Annotated in this window: 15 protein-coding genes; 12 read left to right on the top strand and 3 right to left on the bottom strand. The window is 61.8% G+C overall.

The features are described from left to right. Positions 1-31 precede the first annotated feature (31 nt). Positions 32-1000: a tripartite tricarboxylate transporter substrate binding protein gene (locus ACZ0AV_RS08625; protein WP_499150658.1), complete on the bottom strand. Its 969-nt coding sequence runs from the start codon at positions 998-1000 to the stop codon at positions 32-34. A gap of 587 nt (positions 1001-1587) precedes the next feature. On the opposite strand from ACZ0AV_RS08625, the gene kdgD reads away from it, so the two are divergent. The 5 genes from kdgD to ACZ0AV_RS08600 all read left to right on the top strand — a co-directional run bounded on the left by kdgD (position 1588) and on the right by ACZ0AV_RS08600 (position 7694). Further along, positions 1588-2499: a 5-dehydro-4-deoxyglucarate dehydratase gene (kdgD, locus tag ACZ0AV_RS08620; RefSeq protein ID WP_499150657.1), complete on the top strand. Its 912-nt coding sequence runs from the start codon at positions 1588-1590 to the stop codon at positions 2497-2499. Between the two features lie 157 nt (positions 2500-2656). Further along, positions 2657-3700, top strand: coding sequence for a LacI family DNA-binding transcriptional regulator (locus ACZ0AV_RS08615; protein WP_499150656.1), 1044 nt, complete (start codon positions 2657-2659; stop codon positions 3698-3700). A gap of 489 nt (positions 3701-4189) precedes the next feature. Further along, positions 4190-5746 (top strand): galactarate dehydratase, encoded by a 1557-nt coding sequence (gene garD / locus ACZ0AV_RS08610; RefSeq protein WP_499150655.1) that lies wholly within the window; start codon positions 4190-4192, stop codon positions 5744-5746. 293 nt (positions 5747-6039) lie between these two features. Continuing rightward, positions 6040-6969 carry a 2-hydroxyacid dehydrogenase gene (locus ACZ0AV_RS08605; RefSeq protein WP_499150654.1) on the top strand — a complete coding sequence of 310 codons (930 nt, stop codon included), beginning with the start codon at positions 6040-6042 and terminating at the stop codon, positions 6967-6969. A 278-nt stretch (positions 6970-7247) separates the two neighbouring features. Continuing rightward, on the top strand, positions 7248-7694 hold the full coding sequence (locus ACZ0AV_RS08600; protein ID WP_499150653.1) for a YybH family protein: 447 nt from the start codon (positions 7248-7250) through the stop codon (positions 7692-7694). A 6-nt stretch (positions 7695-7700) separates the two neighbouring features. Here ACZ0AV_RS08600 and ACZ0AV_RS08595 read toward each other — a convergent pair whose 3' ends face one another. Further along, entirely contained in the window at positions 7701-8264 is a 564-nt protein-coding gene (locus tag ACZ0AV_RS08595; RefSeq protein ID WP_499150652.1) for a tetratricopeptide repeat protein, read from the bottom strand. A 209-nt stretch (positions 8265-8473) separates the two neighbouring features. Here ACZ0AV_RS08595 and ACZ0AV_RS08590 point away from each other — a divergent pair, with 209 nt between their 5' ends. The 3 genes from ACZ0AV_RS08590 to ACZ0AV_RS08580 are packed head-to-tail and all read left to right on the top strand — an operon-like array spanning position 8474 to position 11693. Beyond that, the gene (locus ACZ0AV_RS08590) at positions 8474-9763 is read left to right on the top strand and encodes an NAD(P)/FAD-dependent oxidoreductase (RefSeq protein WP_499150651.1); all 1290 of its coding nucleotides are present in this window, start codon (positions 8474-8476) and stop codon (positions 9761-9763) included. An 11-nt stretch (positions 9764-9774) separates the two neighbouring features. After that, the gene (locus ACZ0AV_RS08585) at positions 9775-10332 is read left to right on the top strand and encodes a helix-turn-helix domain-containing protein (RefSeq protein ID WP_499150650.1); all 558 of its coding nucleotides are present in this window, start codon (positions 9775-9777) and stop codon (positions 10330-10332) included. Positions 10333-10352: 20 nt separating this feature from the next. After that, a complete protein-coding gene (locus tag ACZ0AV_RS08580; protein ID WP_499150649.1) occupies positions 10353-11693 on the top strand; it encodes a glutamine synthetase family protein in 1341 nt (446 codons plus the stop codon). A 68-nt stretch (positions 11694-11761) separates the two neighbouring features. Here the strand turns inward: ACZ0AV_RS08580 and ACZ0AV_RS08575 are convergent, their stop codons facing one another. Further along, a complete protein-coding gene (locus tag ACZ0AV_RS08575) occupies positions 11762-12373 on the bottom strand; it encodes a Yip1 family protein (protein ID WP_499150648.1) in 612 nt (203 codons plus the stop codon). Between the two features lie 430 nt (positions 12374-12803). Between ACZ0AV_RS08575 and ACZ0AV_RS08570 the strand changes: the two genes are divergently transcribed. From ACZ0AV_RS08570 to cyoB, 4 genes are all read left to right on the top strand, one after another. Next, positions 12804-13106, top strand: a complete 303-nt coding sequence (locus ACZ0AV_RS08570) for a hypothetical protein (protein ID WP_499150647.1) — start codon at positions 12804-12806, stop codon at positions 13104-13106. Beyond that, a complete protein-coding gene (locus ACZ0AV_RS08565; protein ID WP_499150646.1) occupies positions 13106-13714 on the top strand; it encodes a DUF6436 domain-containing protein in 609 nt (202 codons plus the stop codon). Before ACZ0AV_RS08570 ends, ACZ0AV_RS08565 begins: the two co-directional genes overlap by 1 nt. 451 nt (positions 13715-14165) lie before the next feature. Then, a complete protein-coding gene (cyoA, locus tag ACZ0AV_RS08560; protein WP_499150645.1) occupies positions 14166-15062 on the top strand; it encodes a ubiquinol oxidase subunit II in 897 nt (298 codons plus the stop codon). A gap of 3 nt (positions 15063-15065) precedes the next feature. Next, on the top strand, positions 15066-17039 hold the full coding sequence (gene cyoB / locus ACZ0AV_RS08555) for a cytochrome o ubiquinol oxidase subunit I (protein WP_499150644.1): 1974 nt from the start codon (positions 15066-15068) through the stop codon (positions 17037-17039). The last annotated feature ends 2 nt before the right edge of the window (positions 17040-17041 follow it).

Raw genomic sequence — 17041 nt, 5'->3', positions numbered from 1 at the left:
ACGTGCCGGGGCGCAGGTGATCGCGGTGGCTTCACTGGGCGGTAAACAGCTGCTGGAACTGCTGGAGGTAGCGGTACTGCTTATCCGCGTATTCGGTTGCAGCTGCTGGGGCCATGTAGGTCGGCGAGAGGAAGAATTTCTTCGCCTCCTGCTGGTATTGCGGGTTCTCGACGACGCGTTTCACCGCTGCGGAGAATGTCTCGATGACCGGCTGCGGGGTGCCTTTGGGCATGGCGAAGAAAAAGAACTTGCTGAATTCCAGCGGGAAGCCCGCTTCGCCAGTGGTCGCCACGTCCGGCATCAGCGGGTTGCGCTCCGGCGACAGCAGGCCTAGGTTGATGAAATCTCCGGAGCTGAAGTAGTCCTTGGCGATGCCGTACTGGACGTTGATCAAGTTGATCTTGTGGCCGCGCAGGGCGACGATTTTCGCCGAATTGCCGCCGACATCGACCATGTTCATTTCGATTCCCAGCTGCTTTTGCGCGGCAATGCCTACCAGATGCGGATAGCCGCCGGTCAACATGCCGAAATCGACCTGGCGCGGGTTGGCTTTGGCGTATGCGACCAGCTCCGCCATGGTCTTGAAGGGGGCGTCCTTGTGGGTCGCCAGCACGGTGGTGTTGTCCAGCAAGGCGATGGCGACCATGTCCATGGAGTCGATGCCGACATCCACCAGGCCTGCAAGCTGCGGCACCATGGCTTCACCATGGAAGAACATCGCGGTGTAGCCGTCCTTCTTGGCCGCCATTACCCGGCGCATGCCGATGGTGCCGCCGCCGCCATCGACGTTCACCACCACCAGCGATTGTCCCAGCTCCTTTTCCAGGTATTTGTTGAACAGCCGGGCGTTGGTGTCGGTATCGCCACCCGGGGCGACGGGCACCACGACCTGGATGGCCTTGGTGGGGTAGGCGTCGTCGGCCTGCGCGAGCCCCGCGCCTGCAGTGAGGGTAAGGGCGGCCAGCAGGCCGATGGCGGTGCGTAGGGAGGTGGTTCGCATGGGGTATTTCCTTCTCTTGTTATCGTGCCGCGATGGGTGGCGCCGCCAGCGTGCTCCGGTGATTAGCCGAAGGTCGCCGCAGGCGCTGCAAGTGGAGCGGATCGGCGCAGTGCTGCGTTATCTATGGTGTGGGTGGTTACCTGCCGGCGTAGGGCGCAGTCGTGTGAACGGGACCGGCAGGGCAGGGTGTCAGGCGGTGGTGCGTGCGTGTGGAGAGAGGACTGCGGAAGGGTGTCGTCATGGTGCGCACCTTTATGATTGTTGTTTCATCACGGCGTTTTGGCTGATGTTGTCATACGACTAGCGTGCCGCTGAAGGCACTCGACAAATGCATCAGCGCGGAATCTCTTTCGCCATAAAGTGACTTTTCATCAATCTAAAGGATGTTATTTCCAATGTAATTGGAGATTTTGAGAGGTTTTTCCTATTTTTTGGACATTTCATTGACATATTCGGGGTCTGCTCCCAAATGGTGCGGAAAGAAGAAAAGCACTGGAAAAGACTAGGAATATTTATAGTTGTACGATAACGTATGACTTCAGTCGCCGGTAACGGCCTCCATGTCCTCATCCAAGGGTGTAAGAAGAATGACTCCACAAGAACTAAAAACCGTCCTCTCCTCCGGCCTGCTGTCCTTCCCGCTGACCGACTTCGATGCCCAGGGTGAATTCAACCCGGCTGGCTACGTTCGTCGTCTCGAGTGGCTGGCCCCCTACGGCGCCTCCGCTCTGTTCGCCGCTGGCGGTACCGGTGAATTCTTCTCCCTGGCGGCTGACGAGTACTCGTCGGTGATCAAAACTGCCGTCGACACCTGCTCCGGTAGCGTGCCAATCCTCGCCGGCGTCGGTGGTTCCACCCGTCAGGCCATCCAGTACGCACAGGAAGCCGAGCGCCTGGGCGCCAAGGGCCTGCTGTTGCTGCCGCACTACCTGACCGAAGCGTCGCAGGAAGGCGTTGCCGCTCACGTCGAGCAAGTCTGTAAGTCGGTGAAGATCGGTGTGGTTGTCTACAACCGCAACGTCTGCCGCCTGACCGCGCCGCTGCTCGAACAACTGGCCGAGCGTTGCCCGAACCTGATCGGTTACAAGGATGGCCTGGGCGACATCGAGCTGATGGTGTCGATCCGCCGCCGTCTGGGCGACCGACTCACTTACCTGGGCGGTTTGCCGACCGCTGAAGTCTACGCAGCGGCCTACAAGGCACTGGGCGTACCGGTTTACTCGTCGGCGGTGTTCAACTTCATCCCGAAAACCGCGATGGACTTCTACCACGCGATTGCCCGTGAAGATCACGCCACTGTCGGCAAGATCATCGATGACTTCTTCCTGCCGTACCTGGATATCCGCAACCTGACAGCCGGCTACGGCGTGAGCATCGTCAAGGCTGGCGCCAAGATCGCCGGGTACGACGCAGGCCCGGTTCGCGCGCCGCTGACCGATCTGCTGCCAGCCGAGTACGAGAAACTGGCCGCACTGATCGATGCCCAGGGCCCGCAGTAAGCTGTCGGCTTTCTGAAGCCACTTGCAAAGCCCGGGCTGTATGCCCGGGCTTTGTGCTTTTCGGGCAACACGCAATTACAGCTTGGCGCGCCGGCCGCTAGTGGCCGCCCGGCCGGCTGGTTAAGATGCGGTTCCCTTGCGCTATCAGCGGCTCGCCATGGCAAAGAAATCTTCACGTTCTGCATCCGCATCTTCGCCTGTGAAGAAGGGCGCGAGCGTTACCCTGATCGATGTCGCCAAGGTGGCCGGCGTTTCGCCGATCACCGTCTCTCGGGCGCTGCACCGGCCCGACGTGGTCAGCGAGGATGCACGCAAGAAAGTGCTCGAGGCCGTGCGCGTGACCGGCTATGTGCCAAACATGCTGGCCGGTGGTCTGGCGTCGAACAAGAGCCGGTTGATCGCCATTTTCGTGCCGACCATCGCGCATTCGATCTTTGCTGAAACCGTGCAATCGCTGATGGACCACCTGACAGCCGCGGGCTACCAGACCATGATCGGGCTGACCGGGTACTCGGCCGAGCAGGAAGAGCGTTTGCTTGGCGCCCTGCTGGGGCGTCGGCCAGACGGCATCGTGCTGACCGGCACGCTGCACACCGAGGAGAGCCGCCTGCGCTTGCTGGCCGCCGGTATCCCCGTGGTCGAGGCCTGGGACCTGGGCGCGTCGCCCATCGACATGCAGGTAGGCTTCTCACATGAAAAGGTTGGCCAGGCAATTGCCAGCCATCTGCACGGCAAGGGCTATCGGCGTTTCGCCATCGTTTCGGTGGACGACTCCCGAGCCCTCAAGCGCAGCGGCAGCGTGGTCGCACAACTCAACACCTTAGGCGTGGCCGAGGTGCCGATGGCAGTTCTGGCGGCGCCGGCTACCTTGCAAAGCGGCCGGGAGGGGCTGCGTCAACTGCTCGACGCGGGGCACGCTCCGCAGGTCATCGTGTGCAGTTCGGACACCGTGGCGCAGGGTATCCTGGCCGAGGCGGCGAGCAGGAAAATCGAGGTGCCCGGGCAGCTAGCGGTCATGGGCTTCGGCGACCTGTCCAGCGCTGCCCATTTTCATCCGGCTTTGTCGACGGTGAACGTCGACGGCGCGCGCATGGGCAAGCTCGTTGCCAATGCGCTACTGCAACGTTTTCGCGACGATGGCGAGCAACAGCCGGTGCGCCTGGATACCGGTTTCACCCTTGTCGATCGTGCCACCACCTGACACTTCATCGGACACTGGAAAAGCGGCAATTATTTGCTTGAATGATTGCGCAATCATAGTAGAGTCTGCTTTGTAAAGAACTGCGTGGTGCCTTGTTCATCGTTTGAATGATTGCGCAATCATAGAATTGCCAGTCACCAGGCGGGGGCACCGTCAGCCAACAAGGATAATAAAGCCGTGAACATCAGTATCCGCACATCATCTGCGTGCCCTGCCACGGGCAATCTTCGTCCGTGTGCCTTTGCAGATACCCCCAGACCCGATCCCGGTTTGCGGGCGTCCGCCGCCTCGGGCTAGTGATCGGCTTCGATCCTTTGCCAACCCGCGATCTTCGCCTGGGAGGACTGGCGCGGTGTCGAAGGACGAAAACGGCCATGTCATCAACGCCCCGGCGCACACCGCGCTGGCAACCTGACTTCCCGCGCGGCGTGGCCTGCTACTGGCAGGCGACGCCGCGCGCGTAAAGACAACAAAAAGAGGATTAGCCCCATGGATCTCATTCAACATCAGGACTCCCCGCGTTACATCCGCCTGCATGCCGACGACAACGTTGGCGTCGTCGTCAACGAGCAGGGGGTGGCGGCCGGTGGCCGTTTCGCCGATGGCCTGGAGGCGCTGGAGGGTATTCCGCAGAGCCACAAGGTCTCGCTGGTGGCGATCCCCGAAGGCGGCAACGTAGTGCGCTACGGTGAAGTGATCGGCTATGCCCTGAACCCTATCCCGGCGGGCACCTGGGTGACCGAGGCGCTGCTGCGCATGCCCGAGGCCCCGGCGCTGGACAACCTGCCCAAGGCGACGATCACGACGGCCGTACCCGCGCCGTTGGAGGGCTACACCTTCGAGGGTTTCCGCAACCCGGACGGCACCGTTGGCACGCGCAACATCCTTGGGGTGACCACCACCGTGCAATGCGTGGTCGGCGTGCTCGACCATTGCGTCGACCGCGTGCGCAAGGAGCTCTTGCCCAAGTACCCGAATGTCGACGACGTGGTGGCGCTGTCGCACAGCTACGGCTGTGGCGTGGCGATCAACGCGCCAGACGCCGTCGTGCCAATCCGCACGCTTTACAACATCAGCCGCAACCCCAACCTCGGTGGCCAGGCGCTGGTGATCAGCCTGGGCTGCGAAAAGCTGCAGGCCAACCAGTTGATGGATGGTGACCCACTCACCAATGGCATGGATGAGGAGGACTGGCTGTTCCGCCTGCAGGATTCCAGCACCGGCTTCAGCGGCATGGTCGAGGAAATCATGGCCATGATCGAGACGCGCCTGAAGGTGCTCGATCAGCGTCGTCGCGAAACCTGCCCGGCCAGCGAACTGGTGGTGGGCATGCAGTGCGGCGGCAGCGACGCCTTCTCCGGCATCACCGCCAACCCGGCGCTGGGTGTGGCTTCGGACCTTCTGGTGCGGGCCGGCGCCACCGTGATGTTCTCGGAAAACACCGAGGTGCGTGACGGCATCCACCTGCTTACCCCACGTGCGGCGAGCGTCGAAGTTGCCGATGCGCTGATCCGCGAAATGGACTGGTACGACCGTTACCTGGAGCGCGGCATGGCTGATCGCAGCGCCAATACCACACCGGGCAACAAGAAAGGCGGCCTCAACAACATCGTCGAGAAGGCCATGGGCTCCATCGCCAAATCCGGCAACAGCCCGATTGTCGGGGTGGTGTCTCCCGGCGAGCGGATTCGTGGCAAGGGCCTGTACTTCTGCGCCACCCCAGCCAGCGACTTCATCTGCGGCACCTTGCAGCTGGCCGCCGGCATGAACCTGCACATCTTTACCACCGGCCGCGGCACGCCTTATGGATTGTCCATGGTGCCGGTGATCAAGGTGGCGACGCGCACCCAACTGGCCGAGCGCTGGCCGGACCTGATCGACGTGGACGCCGGGCAGATCACCTCCGGGCGCATGACCCTCGACGAGATGGGCTGGCACATCTTCCAGCTCTATCTGGATGTGGCCAGCGGCAAGAAGCAGACCTGGGCAGAGAAGCACCGCCTGCACAATGACCTGGTGCTCTTCAACCCCGCTCCGGTGACGTGAGAGCCAGCCGCACGTCAGCTGCGCAGAGGCCTTGCGCACTTCGGTGCGGTTGCAGAGGGTCGAGCGGAGCGATAATTGTGCGTTACAAGGCGCCCCCGCCGCTTGCTTCGCTGCGGGGCCGTCGGCGGTTACCAGGCTACGCTGCGTTTCTTGCCAGTTCTTGCGTGGCTGCCTGCGCTTGGCAGTGCGCTAGCGGGAAGACCTGAAGCGGGTCGTTTCATGGCACGAAGCTTTGTGCTGCGCTGCGTTGGCCTTCACTATGTCGCATTGATTCAGGATTGAAGGAGAGCTGCATGAGTCGTCCCACAGTGCTTCAGGTCGGTCGTTTCCCGCCGCGTTTCAACGAGCGCCTGCAGCGTGATTACCAATTGGTGCGGTTGTGGGAGCAGCAGGATGTGCTCGCCGAACGCGGCGCCGAGATCGATATCGTGGTCACTTCGGCGCGCTACGGCTGCTCGGCCGAGCAACTGGCGCAGATGCCCAACCTCAAGGCCATCTGCAGTTTTGGCGTCGGTTACGATTCGATTGCCGTCGACCAGGCCAAGGCCCGGGGCATCCCGATCAGCACCACCCCCGATGTACTCAACGAATGCGTGGCCGACACGGCGATCGGTCTGCTTATCGACACTGCCCGGCAGTTCGCGGCTTGCGATCAGTACGTGCGCGAGGGCAAGTGGCTCAAGGGCCAGTACCCGCTTGGTCGCAAGGTCAGTGGCAAGAAACTGGGCATCGTCGGCTTCGGGCGGATCGGCAAGGAGATCGCCAAGCGTGCGGCCGGGTTCGACCTGGATATCCGCTACCACAACCGCCGTCCCGATCCGGGCACTGCGTACGGCTACGAAGCTGACCTCAAGGCGCTGGCAAGCTGGGCCGATTTCCTGGTGGTGGCGTGCCCGGGTGGCGCGTCCACGCATCACCTGATCGATGCCGCCGTGCTCGAGGCGCTCGGCCCCGACGGTATTGTCGTCAATATCGCGCGTGGCAGCGTGATCGACGAGCAGGCGCTGGTAGCCGCTCTTCAGGCTGGCACCCTGGGCGGTGCTGGGCTCGATGTGTTCGAGGATGAGCCGCGGGTGCCCGAGGCGTTGTTCGGCATGCCCAATGTGGTGCTATTGCCCCACGTCGGCAGTGCCACCGAGGAAACCCGCCTGGCCATGGAGAACCTGGTGTTCGATAATCTCGATGCCTTCATCGAGCGCGGCGAGTTGCTCACCCCGCTCTGATTACCCTATATGCAGGGTGGCGCCCGCTGCCGCTGCGTATACGCGAAGGGCCACAAGCCCGGTTGCGTCCTTCACCCTGAGCGTCACCCGGTGCACCACGAGTGCATCGGTTCCTCCCTTCGCGCTACCGTGGCGCTGCATTGACCGACCATCTGTGCTTTACCGCAACGCAACAGTGCGTTCGTCGCCCTGTCTGGCCGCCGTTTGTCGCGGGGTTAGAGTGAGGTGAGGTCGGGGCGCACGGGCGCTTCGCAGGTGGACGACGAGTGGAGGTGGCGATGACGACCATTACCCGCAATGCGGCTGACCATGCCGGCATCGAACAGGCGTTGGAGCAGTGGCGCCAGGCGGTTGTCGACAAGGACCTGCCGCGTATCCGCGGACACTACTGCAGTGATGTGAGGGCGTTCGACGCGGTAGGGCAACTGCAATTCAAGGGCCGCGAGGCCTACATGAGCCACTGGCAGGTCTGCCTGGTCACGTGTCCGGGGCCGACGCTGTTCGACATGCAGCAGTTGCACATCGAGTTGGGTCAGGATCTGGGCTTCGGCCATTTTCTCTGCCATTGCGGCGGCCCCAACGAGCAGAGCGAGATGCAATCGGCGTGGATGCGCGTCAGTCAGTGCTACCGCAAGCAGAACGGGCGCTGGCTGATCGTCCACGAGCATTTCTCCATCCCTTTCGACATGCACACCGGCCAGACGGCCTTCACGCTGCAGCCCTGAACGGTGTCAGGCGCCTGGCGCGCTGTCGAGCGCCTTGCAGCTGGCTGCGTAGTTCTGCCGGCAGGCGCTCTGGAACAGGCGGCGGGCCTGGTTCGGGTCGCGTTCGACACCCTGGATGCCACGCATGTACAGGTTGCCGAGGATGTGCTGGGCCATCGGGTTGCCGCTGCTGGCGGACTGGTTCAGGTACTTGAGCATGGCCGACGGGTTGCCGAACTCCGGGTTGTCGCGGCCGGTGTAAAGATACGCCAGGCTGACGGCCGCTTCGGCGTGGCCGCGATCGGCTGCCTGTTTCCACCAGTATTCGGCCTGCTTGAGGTCCTTCTGTGGTTTGCCGACGAAGTAAAAGCTGCCGAGCTTGAACTGGCTGTCCAGGTCGCCACGTTGCGCAAGGCTGCTCAGGCGCTGAAAGTCGTCTTCGGCCGCCTGCTGTTCGGGCGCTACGCGCGTGTCCGGCGTCGGTGTTGCGGCGGGCGTTTCCGGCTGTGCGCCATGCTGGGCGCAGCCGGCCATCAACAGTGTGCCGAAGCCCAGTAACAGGGTGGTGGAGAGGTGGGCAAGTCGGGTCATTGCAGGGTGCTCCAGGGCTAGGGCAGGCTGGGCGTTATGACCATTTGGGGCATGCGGTCGCCAGCGCTTCGATTGTTGTGGGGGGTTCGACCCGGCTGGAGCGCAAGCGTTCGCTCGCTCATGGAAAGCTGTCGGCGATCCGCCAGTACTTGGGTTTGTGAAATTAATGGTGTATTTTTTCATGAAATATATTTCGATAATTTCATGTCATGTTCCTGCAGTCTGCTCGACATACCGGCACCTACTACGCCGGCACCTTTCCCGGCTCGATCCCGCTGCGGCCGAGCCTTGAGGCAAGCCTCGACTGCGACGTGCTGATCATCGGCGCCGGGTTCAGCGCCCTGCACACCGGCCTGCGCCTGGCGCAGGCCGGCAAGCGCGTGGTGTTGCTGGAAGCCAGCCGAGTGGCCTGGGCGGCGTCCGGGCGCAATGGCGGGCAGGCATTGCTGGGTTGGTCCTGCGATATGTCGCCGCTGGAAAAGGCCTTGGGCGTGGGCGGCGTGCGTGATTTGTGGGACAGCATGTGCTGGGCCGCCGAAGAGCTGCGTGCCTTGCCTGAGCGCCATGGTTTCGAGGTGGATTACCGACCCGGCAGCCTGTGGACTGCCGTGCAACCGCGGCGCGTCGAGATGCTGCGTGCCGCGCAACGTGATGCGCGGCATAAGTGGGCCTATGCAGACCTGCGCCTGATCGAGGGCGCGGAGCTGCGCGAGTGGGTCGACAGCCCGCGCTACGTTGCCGCCCTCCACGACGCCCGGGGTGCGCACCTCAATCCGCTGAAGCTGGCCCTTGGGTTGGCGACCGCTCTTGAACAGGCCGGAGGGCGGATCTTCGAGCAGAGCCAGGTGCTCGACTACACGCAGATACCTGGCGGCTATCGGGCGCGTACCGCTCGGGGAGAGGTACGCGCTGACGTGCTGGTGCTGGCGTGCAACGCCTACCTCGACGATCTGGACCGGTCGTTGTCCGCTCGCCTGCTGCCGGTGGGCTCCTATCAAGTGGCCACCGCGGTGCTCGATCCAGCGCTGGCGCGCTCGTTGTTGCCCCACGACAGTTGTGTGATCGACAACCAGTTCGTGCCGGATTACTTCCGCCTGACGCCGGACAATCGCCTGCTGTTCGGCGGCGGTTGCACGTATCTGGGTGGGTTGCCCAAGGATGTTCCAGCGGCGATTCGGCCGTATCTGCAGCGTGTATATCCGCAGCTCGCCGGGGTGGATATCGAGTTTGGCTGGGGTGGGCACATTGATGTGACCCTCAGGTGCACACCCGATATCGGTCGCCAAGGGCAGCGCTACTGGCTGCAGGGCTTCTCTGGCCACGGTGTGCTGCCGACCCTGGCTGCAGCGCGGGCGGTCAGCGATTCGATTCTGGGTGACGAGCACCTGCTGGCGCTTTATCAGCGTATCGGCAATCCCCGCTTCCCCGGCGGATCCTGGCTGGCCGCGCCGCTCGAAGCGGCAGGCAAGGCCTGGTACCGCCTGCGCGACCTTATCTAGAGGATTACCCCATGGACATGCAGGAAGAGATCGAGGGGCTGGCAATCCTGATACGGGACCTGCGCAAGCACAAGGGCCTCACGCTCGGCGAGCTGGCGACGCGTATCGGCCGTTCGGTGGGTTTTCTTTCGCAGGTAGAGCGAGGCCTGTCACGGCCCACCGTGGCGGATCTGACGGCCATCAGCGAGACCCTGGGTGTGCCGACCACCTACTTCTATAGCCTCACCAGCCCGCGCTCGTTGCCGTGGATCACCCGGCCCGGCGAGCGCCGCACGCTGCACTACGCAGGCGGCATCACCGATGTGCTCGTCTCACCCCGCATGTCGGCGGGGTTCGCCATGCTGGAAAGCCACCTGGCGCCGGGCGCCACCAGTGGTGACGGGCACTTGAACGACAGCTCCGAGCAAGGTGGCTTCGTGCTCGAGGGGCAGTTGAGCATCTGGCTCGATGACCAGCCCGAGGCGGTTACCCTCTGCCCCAACGACAGCTTCCAGCTGCCGGCACACAGCCGATTTCGCTACGCCAACCTTACCGACCAGCCCGCACGGGTACTCTGGGTGTTCCGCTGAGCGGACACAGGATCCTCGACATGACCACCGACAACCTGCTCGACGAAGTCCGTACATTCCGCGCCGCTCACCCCGAGGTGCGCTATGTCGACCTGATCTGCCTGGACATCCCCGGCCACTTCTACGGCAAGCGCTATCCCATCGACATGCTCGAGAAGGTGGCGGCCGGCAGCCTGCTCAAGTTACCGCAGAACTGCGTGCTGTTAGGCGCCCAGGGCGGCCTGCACCCGATTGGCGATTATTGCTTCAACGATGGTGACCCGGATGCGCCCCGTCGGTTGATTCCCGGCACGCTCAGGCCGGTGCGCTGGGACAGCCAGCCATTGGCGCAGATGCTGATCAGCTCCGATGGCACTGCATCGCCCATCGAATTCGAGCCCCGTGAAGTCTTGTCGCGGGTGCTGGCGCGTTTGGCGGCCAAGGGCATTCGCCCCGTGGTGGCCTTCGAGCTGGAGTTCTACCTGTTCGACCGAGCCCTCAAGGACGGCTTGCCGCAGTATCCCCGCGATCCGCTGTGCGGTGACGAGGACGACCAGCCCAATCTGCATATCGAGCGCCTGTCGCGGTTTTCGCAGGTGCTGCACGAGATCGTCGAGACCGCCAACGAGCAGGGCATCGATGCCAACGTGATCACCGCAGAAATTGGTCCAGGGCAGTTCGAGATCAATTTCGGCCATTGCGAGGACGGGCTGCAGGCCGCCGACTGGGCTGCGCTGTTTGGCCGGCTGACCCGTGGCATAGCGCTCAAGCACGGGCACCGGGCCAGCTTCATGAGCAAGCCGTACCTGGATGCACCGGGCAGCGGCATGCATGTGCATGTCAGCCTCTATGACGGGCAGGGCAACAACCTGCTGGCGCTCGACGAACAACGTCCGTTGCGTCATGCAGTAGCCGGCTGTCTGGAGTGGCTGCCGCACTGCATGCCGATCTTCGCCGCGCACCATAACGCCTACCGCCGTTACGGCTCGCGGGTGAACGCGGCGAGCCGCGCCAGTTGGGGGTATGAAGACCGTGACGCCTGCGTGCGCGTTCCCGATTCCGATGCCCGCAACCTGCGCATCGAACATCGCCTGGCCGGCGCCGATGCCAACCCCTACCTGGTGCTGGCGGCGATTCTGGCGGCCATGGAACATGGGCTGGAGCAGCGCCGCGAGCCTATCGCGCCCTTGAATGAAAATCGCCAGAGCGGCATCGATTTTCCCATGGACATGCTCTCTGCGGTCACTGCAATGCGCCATCATCCGGCGGTGAACAGCGGCCTTGGCGAGGAATTCGTGATGGTCTATTGCGAGAACAAGCGCCAGGATCATCTGGCGTTCATGGACAGTATCAGTGCGCGGGAGTATCGCTGGTTTCTCTGAGCGGGCTTTGCGCTGTGCAGAAAACAAGAAACCCGCCAATGGCGGGTTTCTTGTCAGTTGCGGCAGTGTCAGCGGAACAGCGACCAGCTTACGGCGTAGTCGTCGAAACCCAGGCCCCATAGCGCCACCGTCAGCGCAATGAGCAGCTCCAGCACCAGCACCCCGATGGCCAGGGTGCCACCGGAAATGGTCAGCCCTTCGTTGACCGGAATGCGCAGGAACGCCGGCATGCCTACATAAAGAAGTCGAGCGCTGTAAGCGAGGGCGATCAGGCCGACGATCAGCAGCAGCCACGCTTTCGGGTACAGCAGGGCGATACCGGCGATGAACAGCGGCGTCGCGACGTAACCTGCGAAAATGATGCAGCGACTACGACTCGGCCGGCTGGCGAACGAGTCGGACATCCAGTGAATCACGTTGCCCATGATGGCAACGCCAACGAGCATCAGGATGTAAAACACGATGCCCAACGCTGCAGCCGTCGGCATCGCTACCTTGTAAGCTTCGCCTCCCAGATGCCAACCGATTTGGGTAGTACCGATGAAGGCGCTGACGACAGGGATGAGTGCCATCAGTAGAACGTGACGGGCATAAAGGTTGGTGATGCTTTGCTTCTCCCGATCAATGTTGCGCCACTCGCGGCCCGGATTGGCCAGCAGCCCCCAAATGTGATTGATCATGACTCTTCTCCTCTGGCTCCAGCTTCCCGCCGGCATGAGATATCCGAGAGCTGATCAGCCTGTATCGTGCGGCGAACCGCAAATCAATTCAGCCCTCACAGGGTATGAGTGAAGTTCACCGCAATAGGTTTGACCAGAAATTTACCGGTAGCCCCTCTCACACGCCCGCTGGATGTGACGTGGTGCGCCAGACGCTACGGTTGGCGGGAGGTTAGGTAGCGTGGGCGACACCCAGGAGGGTCGTAACGGCGTATGTCCGGCGTTGCCCGTAAATCCCCGGCGTCTGGCCTGGAGCCCCTGATAGCAGGCAGCTGCGCGCGACAGGGCAGGTGAGGGCAGTACCCCTGCTTTTTATGTGTGCTTTTTTGGCCCCTGCCGCCGCAGGGGTAAAAAGTGCTATGTTCCGCACCCTCTTCGATGGGGTGAGACCATGAGCGACGACCAGGCACGCAATCAATCCTCAGAGCAACCCGATACCGGTGGTCGCGGCGGCTGCCTGTGGCTGACGCTGCTGGGCCTGGCATTCATCGCGCTGGTCTTCGGCATCATCATCTACGCCATCACCCGTGAGCAGACAGCCGATATCGAGGCCAACGAAGTGGGCGCCATCAAGGCGTGCTGGGTCAAGGCCAGGGATCCGAGCGCGACACCGACATCACGCACCTTCGCGACCGACAGTTGCAAGGAAATGGAAAAGCAGTTCCGTATCAAATACGGCCGTGAGCCCGAGTGATGAGCAAGAGCCAGACCGCGCCCTCGAAACGCTTTCTCCTGATTCTGTGCCTGCTGGCGCTGGCGATCATGCTGGCGATCGCTACCTGGGTCTGGTCCCGCTTCGGCGTGGCGTACCTGCGCCCGTTCAGTGATCAGGAACAGGCGGTGTTCTTCCAGGGCGGCGGCCTCAAGCTGCCGGCCGAGCTGGCCGGGCCGGGCAATATTCGTGTGGTGCATTTCTGGGATCCGCAGTGCCCGTGCCACAAGGAAACCGACGCGCACCTCAATTACCTGATCAGCCTCTACCGCTTTTCCGGCGTCGAGTTCTACAGCGTGCAGAAGCCCGGGAGTGAAGGTGAAATGCTGCCCTTCCTGCGTGGCAAGCTGACGCCGCTGAAGTCCCTGGAAGGCATGGAGTCGATTCCGGCGAGCCCGGCGATCGCCATCTGGGACCAGCAGGGGCGGCTGGCTTATGCCGGCCCCTACAGCGAAGGGCTGGTGTGCAACTCGTCGAACAGTTTCGTAGAGCCGATTCTCGATGCGCTTTCCGCCAACCGCAGCGTGTCCGCAGCCAATACCATGGCGGTTGGCTGCTACTGCGACTGGAAGCCTGACGAGGGTTCTTGATCGAAGGCAGTGACCCTCCTTTTCGAGTGGTCTCTGCTGTGCGACATATTGCCGCGCAATCTGCGCGATATGAGCCACTATTATAAGTCGTAACTCACCGTTTATTTGCCGCCAGTTTCCAAGCCATGGCTCTGCCGTGCGCTACAGGTGCGGTCATATGGGGCTTTGCGAGCTGAGCGAGATGTCATCGGTCGCAGGGTTGCGGCTGTTGGTGTAGGGCTGGGGCAGGTCGGGTCGAGCAACATAACCCGACTATTTGCAGGCCCATCGTCGTTATGCGGTTGGTTTTTTCGGCCGCGTAACCGAAAATGTCGCCCCCTCCGTTTAGTGGTTTCGATGCTGAAACAATTTCGGTGTGCGAGTGCACCCGTTTTCCTGGCATGCCCTGCCGTATTGGGCATCAGGCTGAACAGAACGCTATGTGGGATATCACTTTGCTGAAGGTCGTGAAATGAGAGAAGAGAAGTACCACCGCTTGTTCCGCACGCTTCTGACGATTGTCGTGGCCGTCTCCCTGAGTGGCTGCGATTGGGTTCTTTTCGATTCGAAAGGCCAAATCGGCATCGAGCAGCGCAACCTCATCATTACCGCCACCCTGCTGATGCTGATCGTGGTGGTTCCCGTCATTTTCATGACCATTCTGTTCGCCTGGCGCTATCGCTCCTCGAACAAGGACGCGACCTACGCGCCCGAGTGGGCTCATTCGCACAAGATCGAGGCCATCGTCTGGGGCGTCCCTTGCGTGATCATCATCGTGCTGGCGGTGATCACCTGGAAGACCACCCATTCCCTGGATCCGTACCGGCCGATCGAGCACGAGAACAAGCCGCTGGTGGTCGAAGTGGTGTCCCTGGACTGGAAATGGCTGTTCATCTACCCGGAGCAGGGCATCGCCACGGTCAATGAGCTGTACATCCCGGACAACACGCCGGTCAGTTTCCAGATCACCTCGCAGTCGGTGATGAACACCTTCTTCATCCCGCAACTGGGCGGCATGGTTTACGCCATGGGCGGCATGCGCACTCAACTGCACCTGATCGCCAACGAGCCGGGCGAGTTCTTCGGCCTCTCGGGCAACTACAGTGGTCACGGTTTCACGGGCATGAAGTTCGCCGTCCATGCGACCAGCAACGAAGAGTTCGAGCAGTGGGTGGCCAAGGTCAAACAGTCGCCGAACACGCTGGACTTCAACGACCGCTATCAGATGCTGGCCAAGGCGAGTGAAAACAACCCTGTCGAGTACTTCAACGCTCAGCCTGGTCTGTTCCGTCAGATCCTTGGCCAGTACATCGATTACAAGAGCAACCCTGTGAGCGAAGCCGCGCACGATTCAGGTGCGGAGGAATAAACGATGTTCGGAAAGCTGACACTAGACGCAATACCCCTGCACGAGCCCATTCTCGTGGTCACGATGATTGCCGTGGCCCTGGGTGGGTTCGGTTTGGTTGCCGCATTGACCTACTTCAAGAAGTGGGGCTACCTGTGGACCGAGTGGCTGACTTCGGTCGACCACAAGAAAATCGGCGTGATGTACATTCTCGTCGCCCTGGTCATGCTGCTGCGTGGTTTCGCTGACGCCATCATGATGCGTACCCAGCAGGCGCTCGCCCATGGCGGCTCCGAGGGTTACCTGCCTCCGCACCATTACGATCAGATCTTCACCGCTCACGGTACGATCATGATCTTCTTCGTGGCGATGCCGATGGTCATCGGTCTGATGAACATCGTCACGCCGCTGCAGATCGGTGCGCGCGACGTTGCCTTCCCCTTCCTCAACTCGCTGAGCTTCTGGCTATTCGCGATCTCCATGGTCCTGATGAACCTGTCGCTGTTCGTCGGTGAGTTCGCCATGACCGGCTGGGTCGCTTATCCGCCATTATCAGGCATCGAGTACAGTCCGGGAGTTGGCGTCGACTACTACATCTGGGCGCTACAGATATCAGGTGTCGGTACGCTGTTGACCGGTGTCAACTTCTTCGTGACCATCATCAAGATGCGTGCCCCTGGCATGGGTCTGATGAAGATGCCGATCTTCACCTGGACCATCCTGTGCACCAGCGTGATCATCTGCGGCGCGTTCCCGATCCTGACCGTCACGCTGGCAATGCTGACTCTGGATCGCTACCTGGATTTCCACTTCTTCACCAACGAAGCCGGTGGCAACCCGATGATGTACGTCAACCTCATCTGGGCCTGGGGCCATCCTGAGGTGTACATCCTGATCCTGCCAGCCTTCGGTGTGTTCTCCGAAGTGACGGCGGTGTTCGCGCGCAAGCGTCTGTTCGGTTATGCCTCGATGGTCTGGGCTACCGTGGCCATCACCGTCCTGTCGTTCGTGGTCTGGCTGCACCACTTCTTCACCATGGGCTCTGGCGCCAGCGTCAACGCCTTCTTCGGTATCGCGACGATGATCATCGCCATTCCGACCGGTGTGAAGATTTTCACCTGGCTGTTCACCATGTACCGCGGGCGCCTGGAATTCACCACGCCGATCCTGTGGACCCTGGGCTTCATCATCACCTTCTCCATCGGTGGTATGACCGGCGTGCTGCTGGCCGTCCCGGGTGCAGACTTCCTGCTGCACAACAGCCTGTTCCTGATCGCCCACTTCCACAACGTGATCATCGGTGGTGCGGTGTTCGGCTACCTGGCAGGTATCACCTACTGGTTCCCGAAAGCCTTCGGTTTCAGGCTGCACGAGGGTTGGGGCAAGGCGTCGTTCTGGTGCTGGATCATCGGTTTCTACCTGGCGTTCATGCCGCTGTACATCCTCGGCTTCATGGGCATGACTCGCCGTCTGAATCAGGTGACCAACCCAGAGTGGGTGCCGATGACCTACGTGGCCGTTTGCGGTGCTGCACTGATCGGTATCGGTATCCTGTGCACCCTGATCCAGTTCGTCGTATCGGTGATCAAGCGCAAGGAACTGGCCGACGTGACCGGCGACCCATGGGACGCCCGTACCCTGGAATGGTCGACTTCGTCGCCACCGCCGTTCTACAACTTCGCGGTCACCCCGCGTGGTAATCGCATCGACGAGTTCCACGAGATGAAGCGTGACGGTCTGCCGCCCGCGCCGACCAAATACGCGCCGATCCACATGCCGAAGAACACCGGCGTTGGCCTGATCATGTCCATGGGCGCTCTGGTCTTTGGTTTCGCTCTGATCTGGCACATCTGGTGGCTGGCAGGGTTGAGCTTCGTGGGTATCTTCGCCGTCCTGATCTACAACAGCTACAACACGGACGTCGATTACTACGTGCAGCCCGATGAAATCGAACGCATCGAGAAGGCACACATTCAAGCAAAGGCTAAGCAGGCGTAAAC

This window comes from Pseudomonas sp. AC532 (assembly GCF_979258965.1).
Note: the sequence above shows the minus strand (reverse complement) of the source record. Positions and strands in the feature narration are given on the sequence as shown.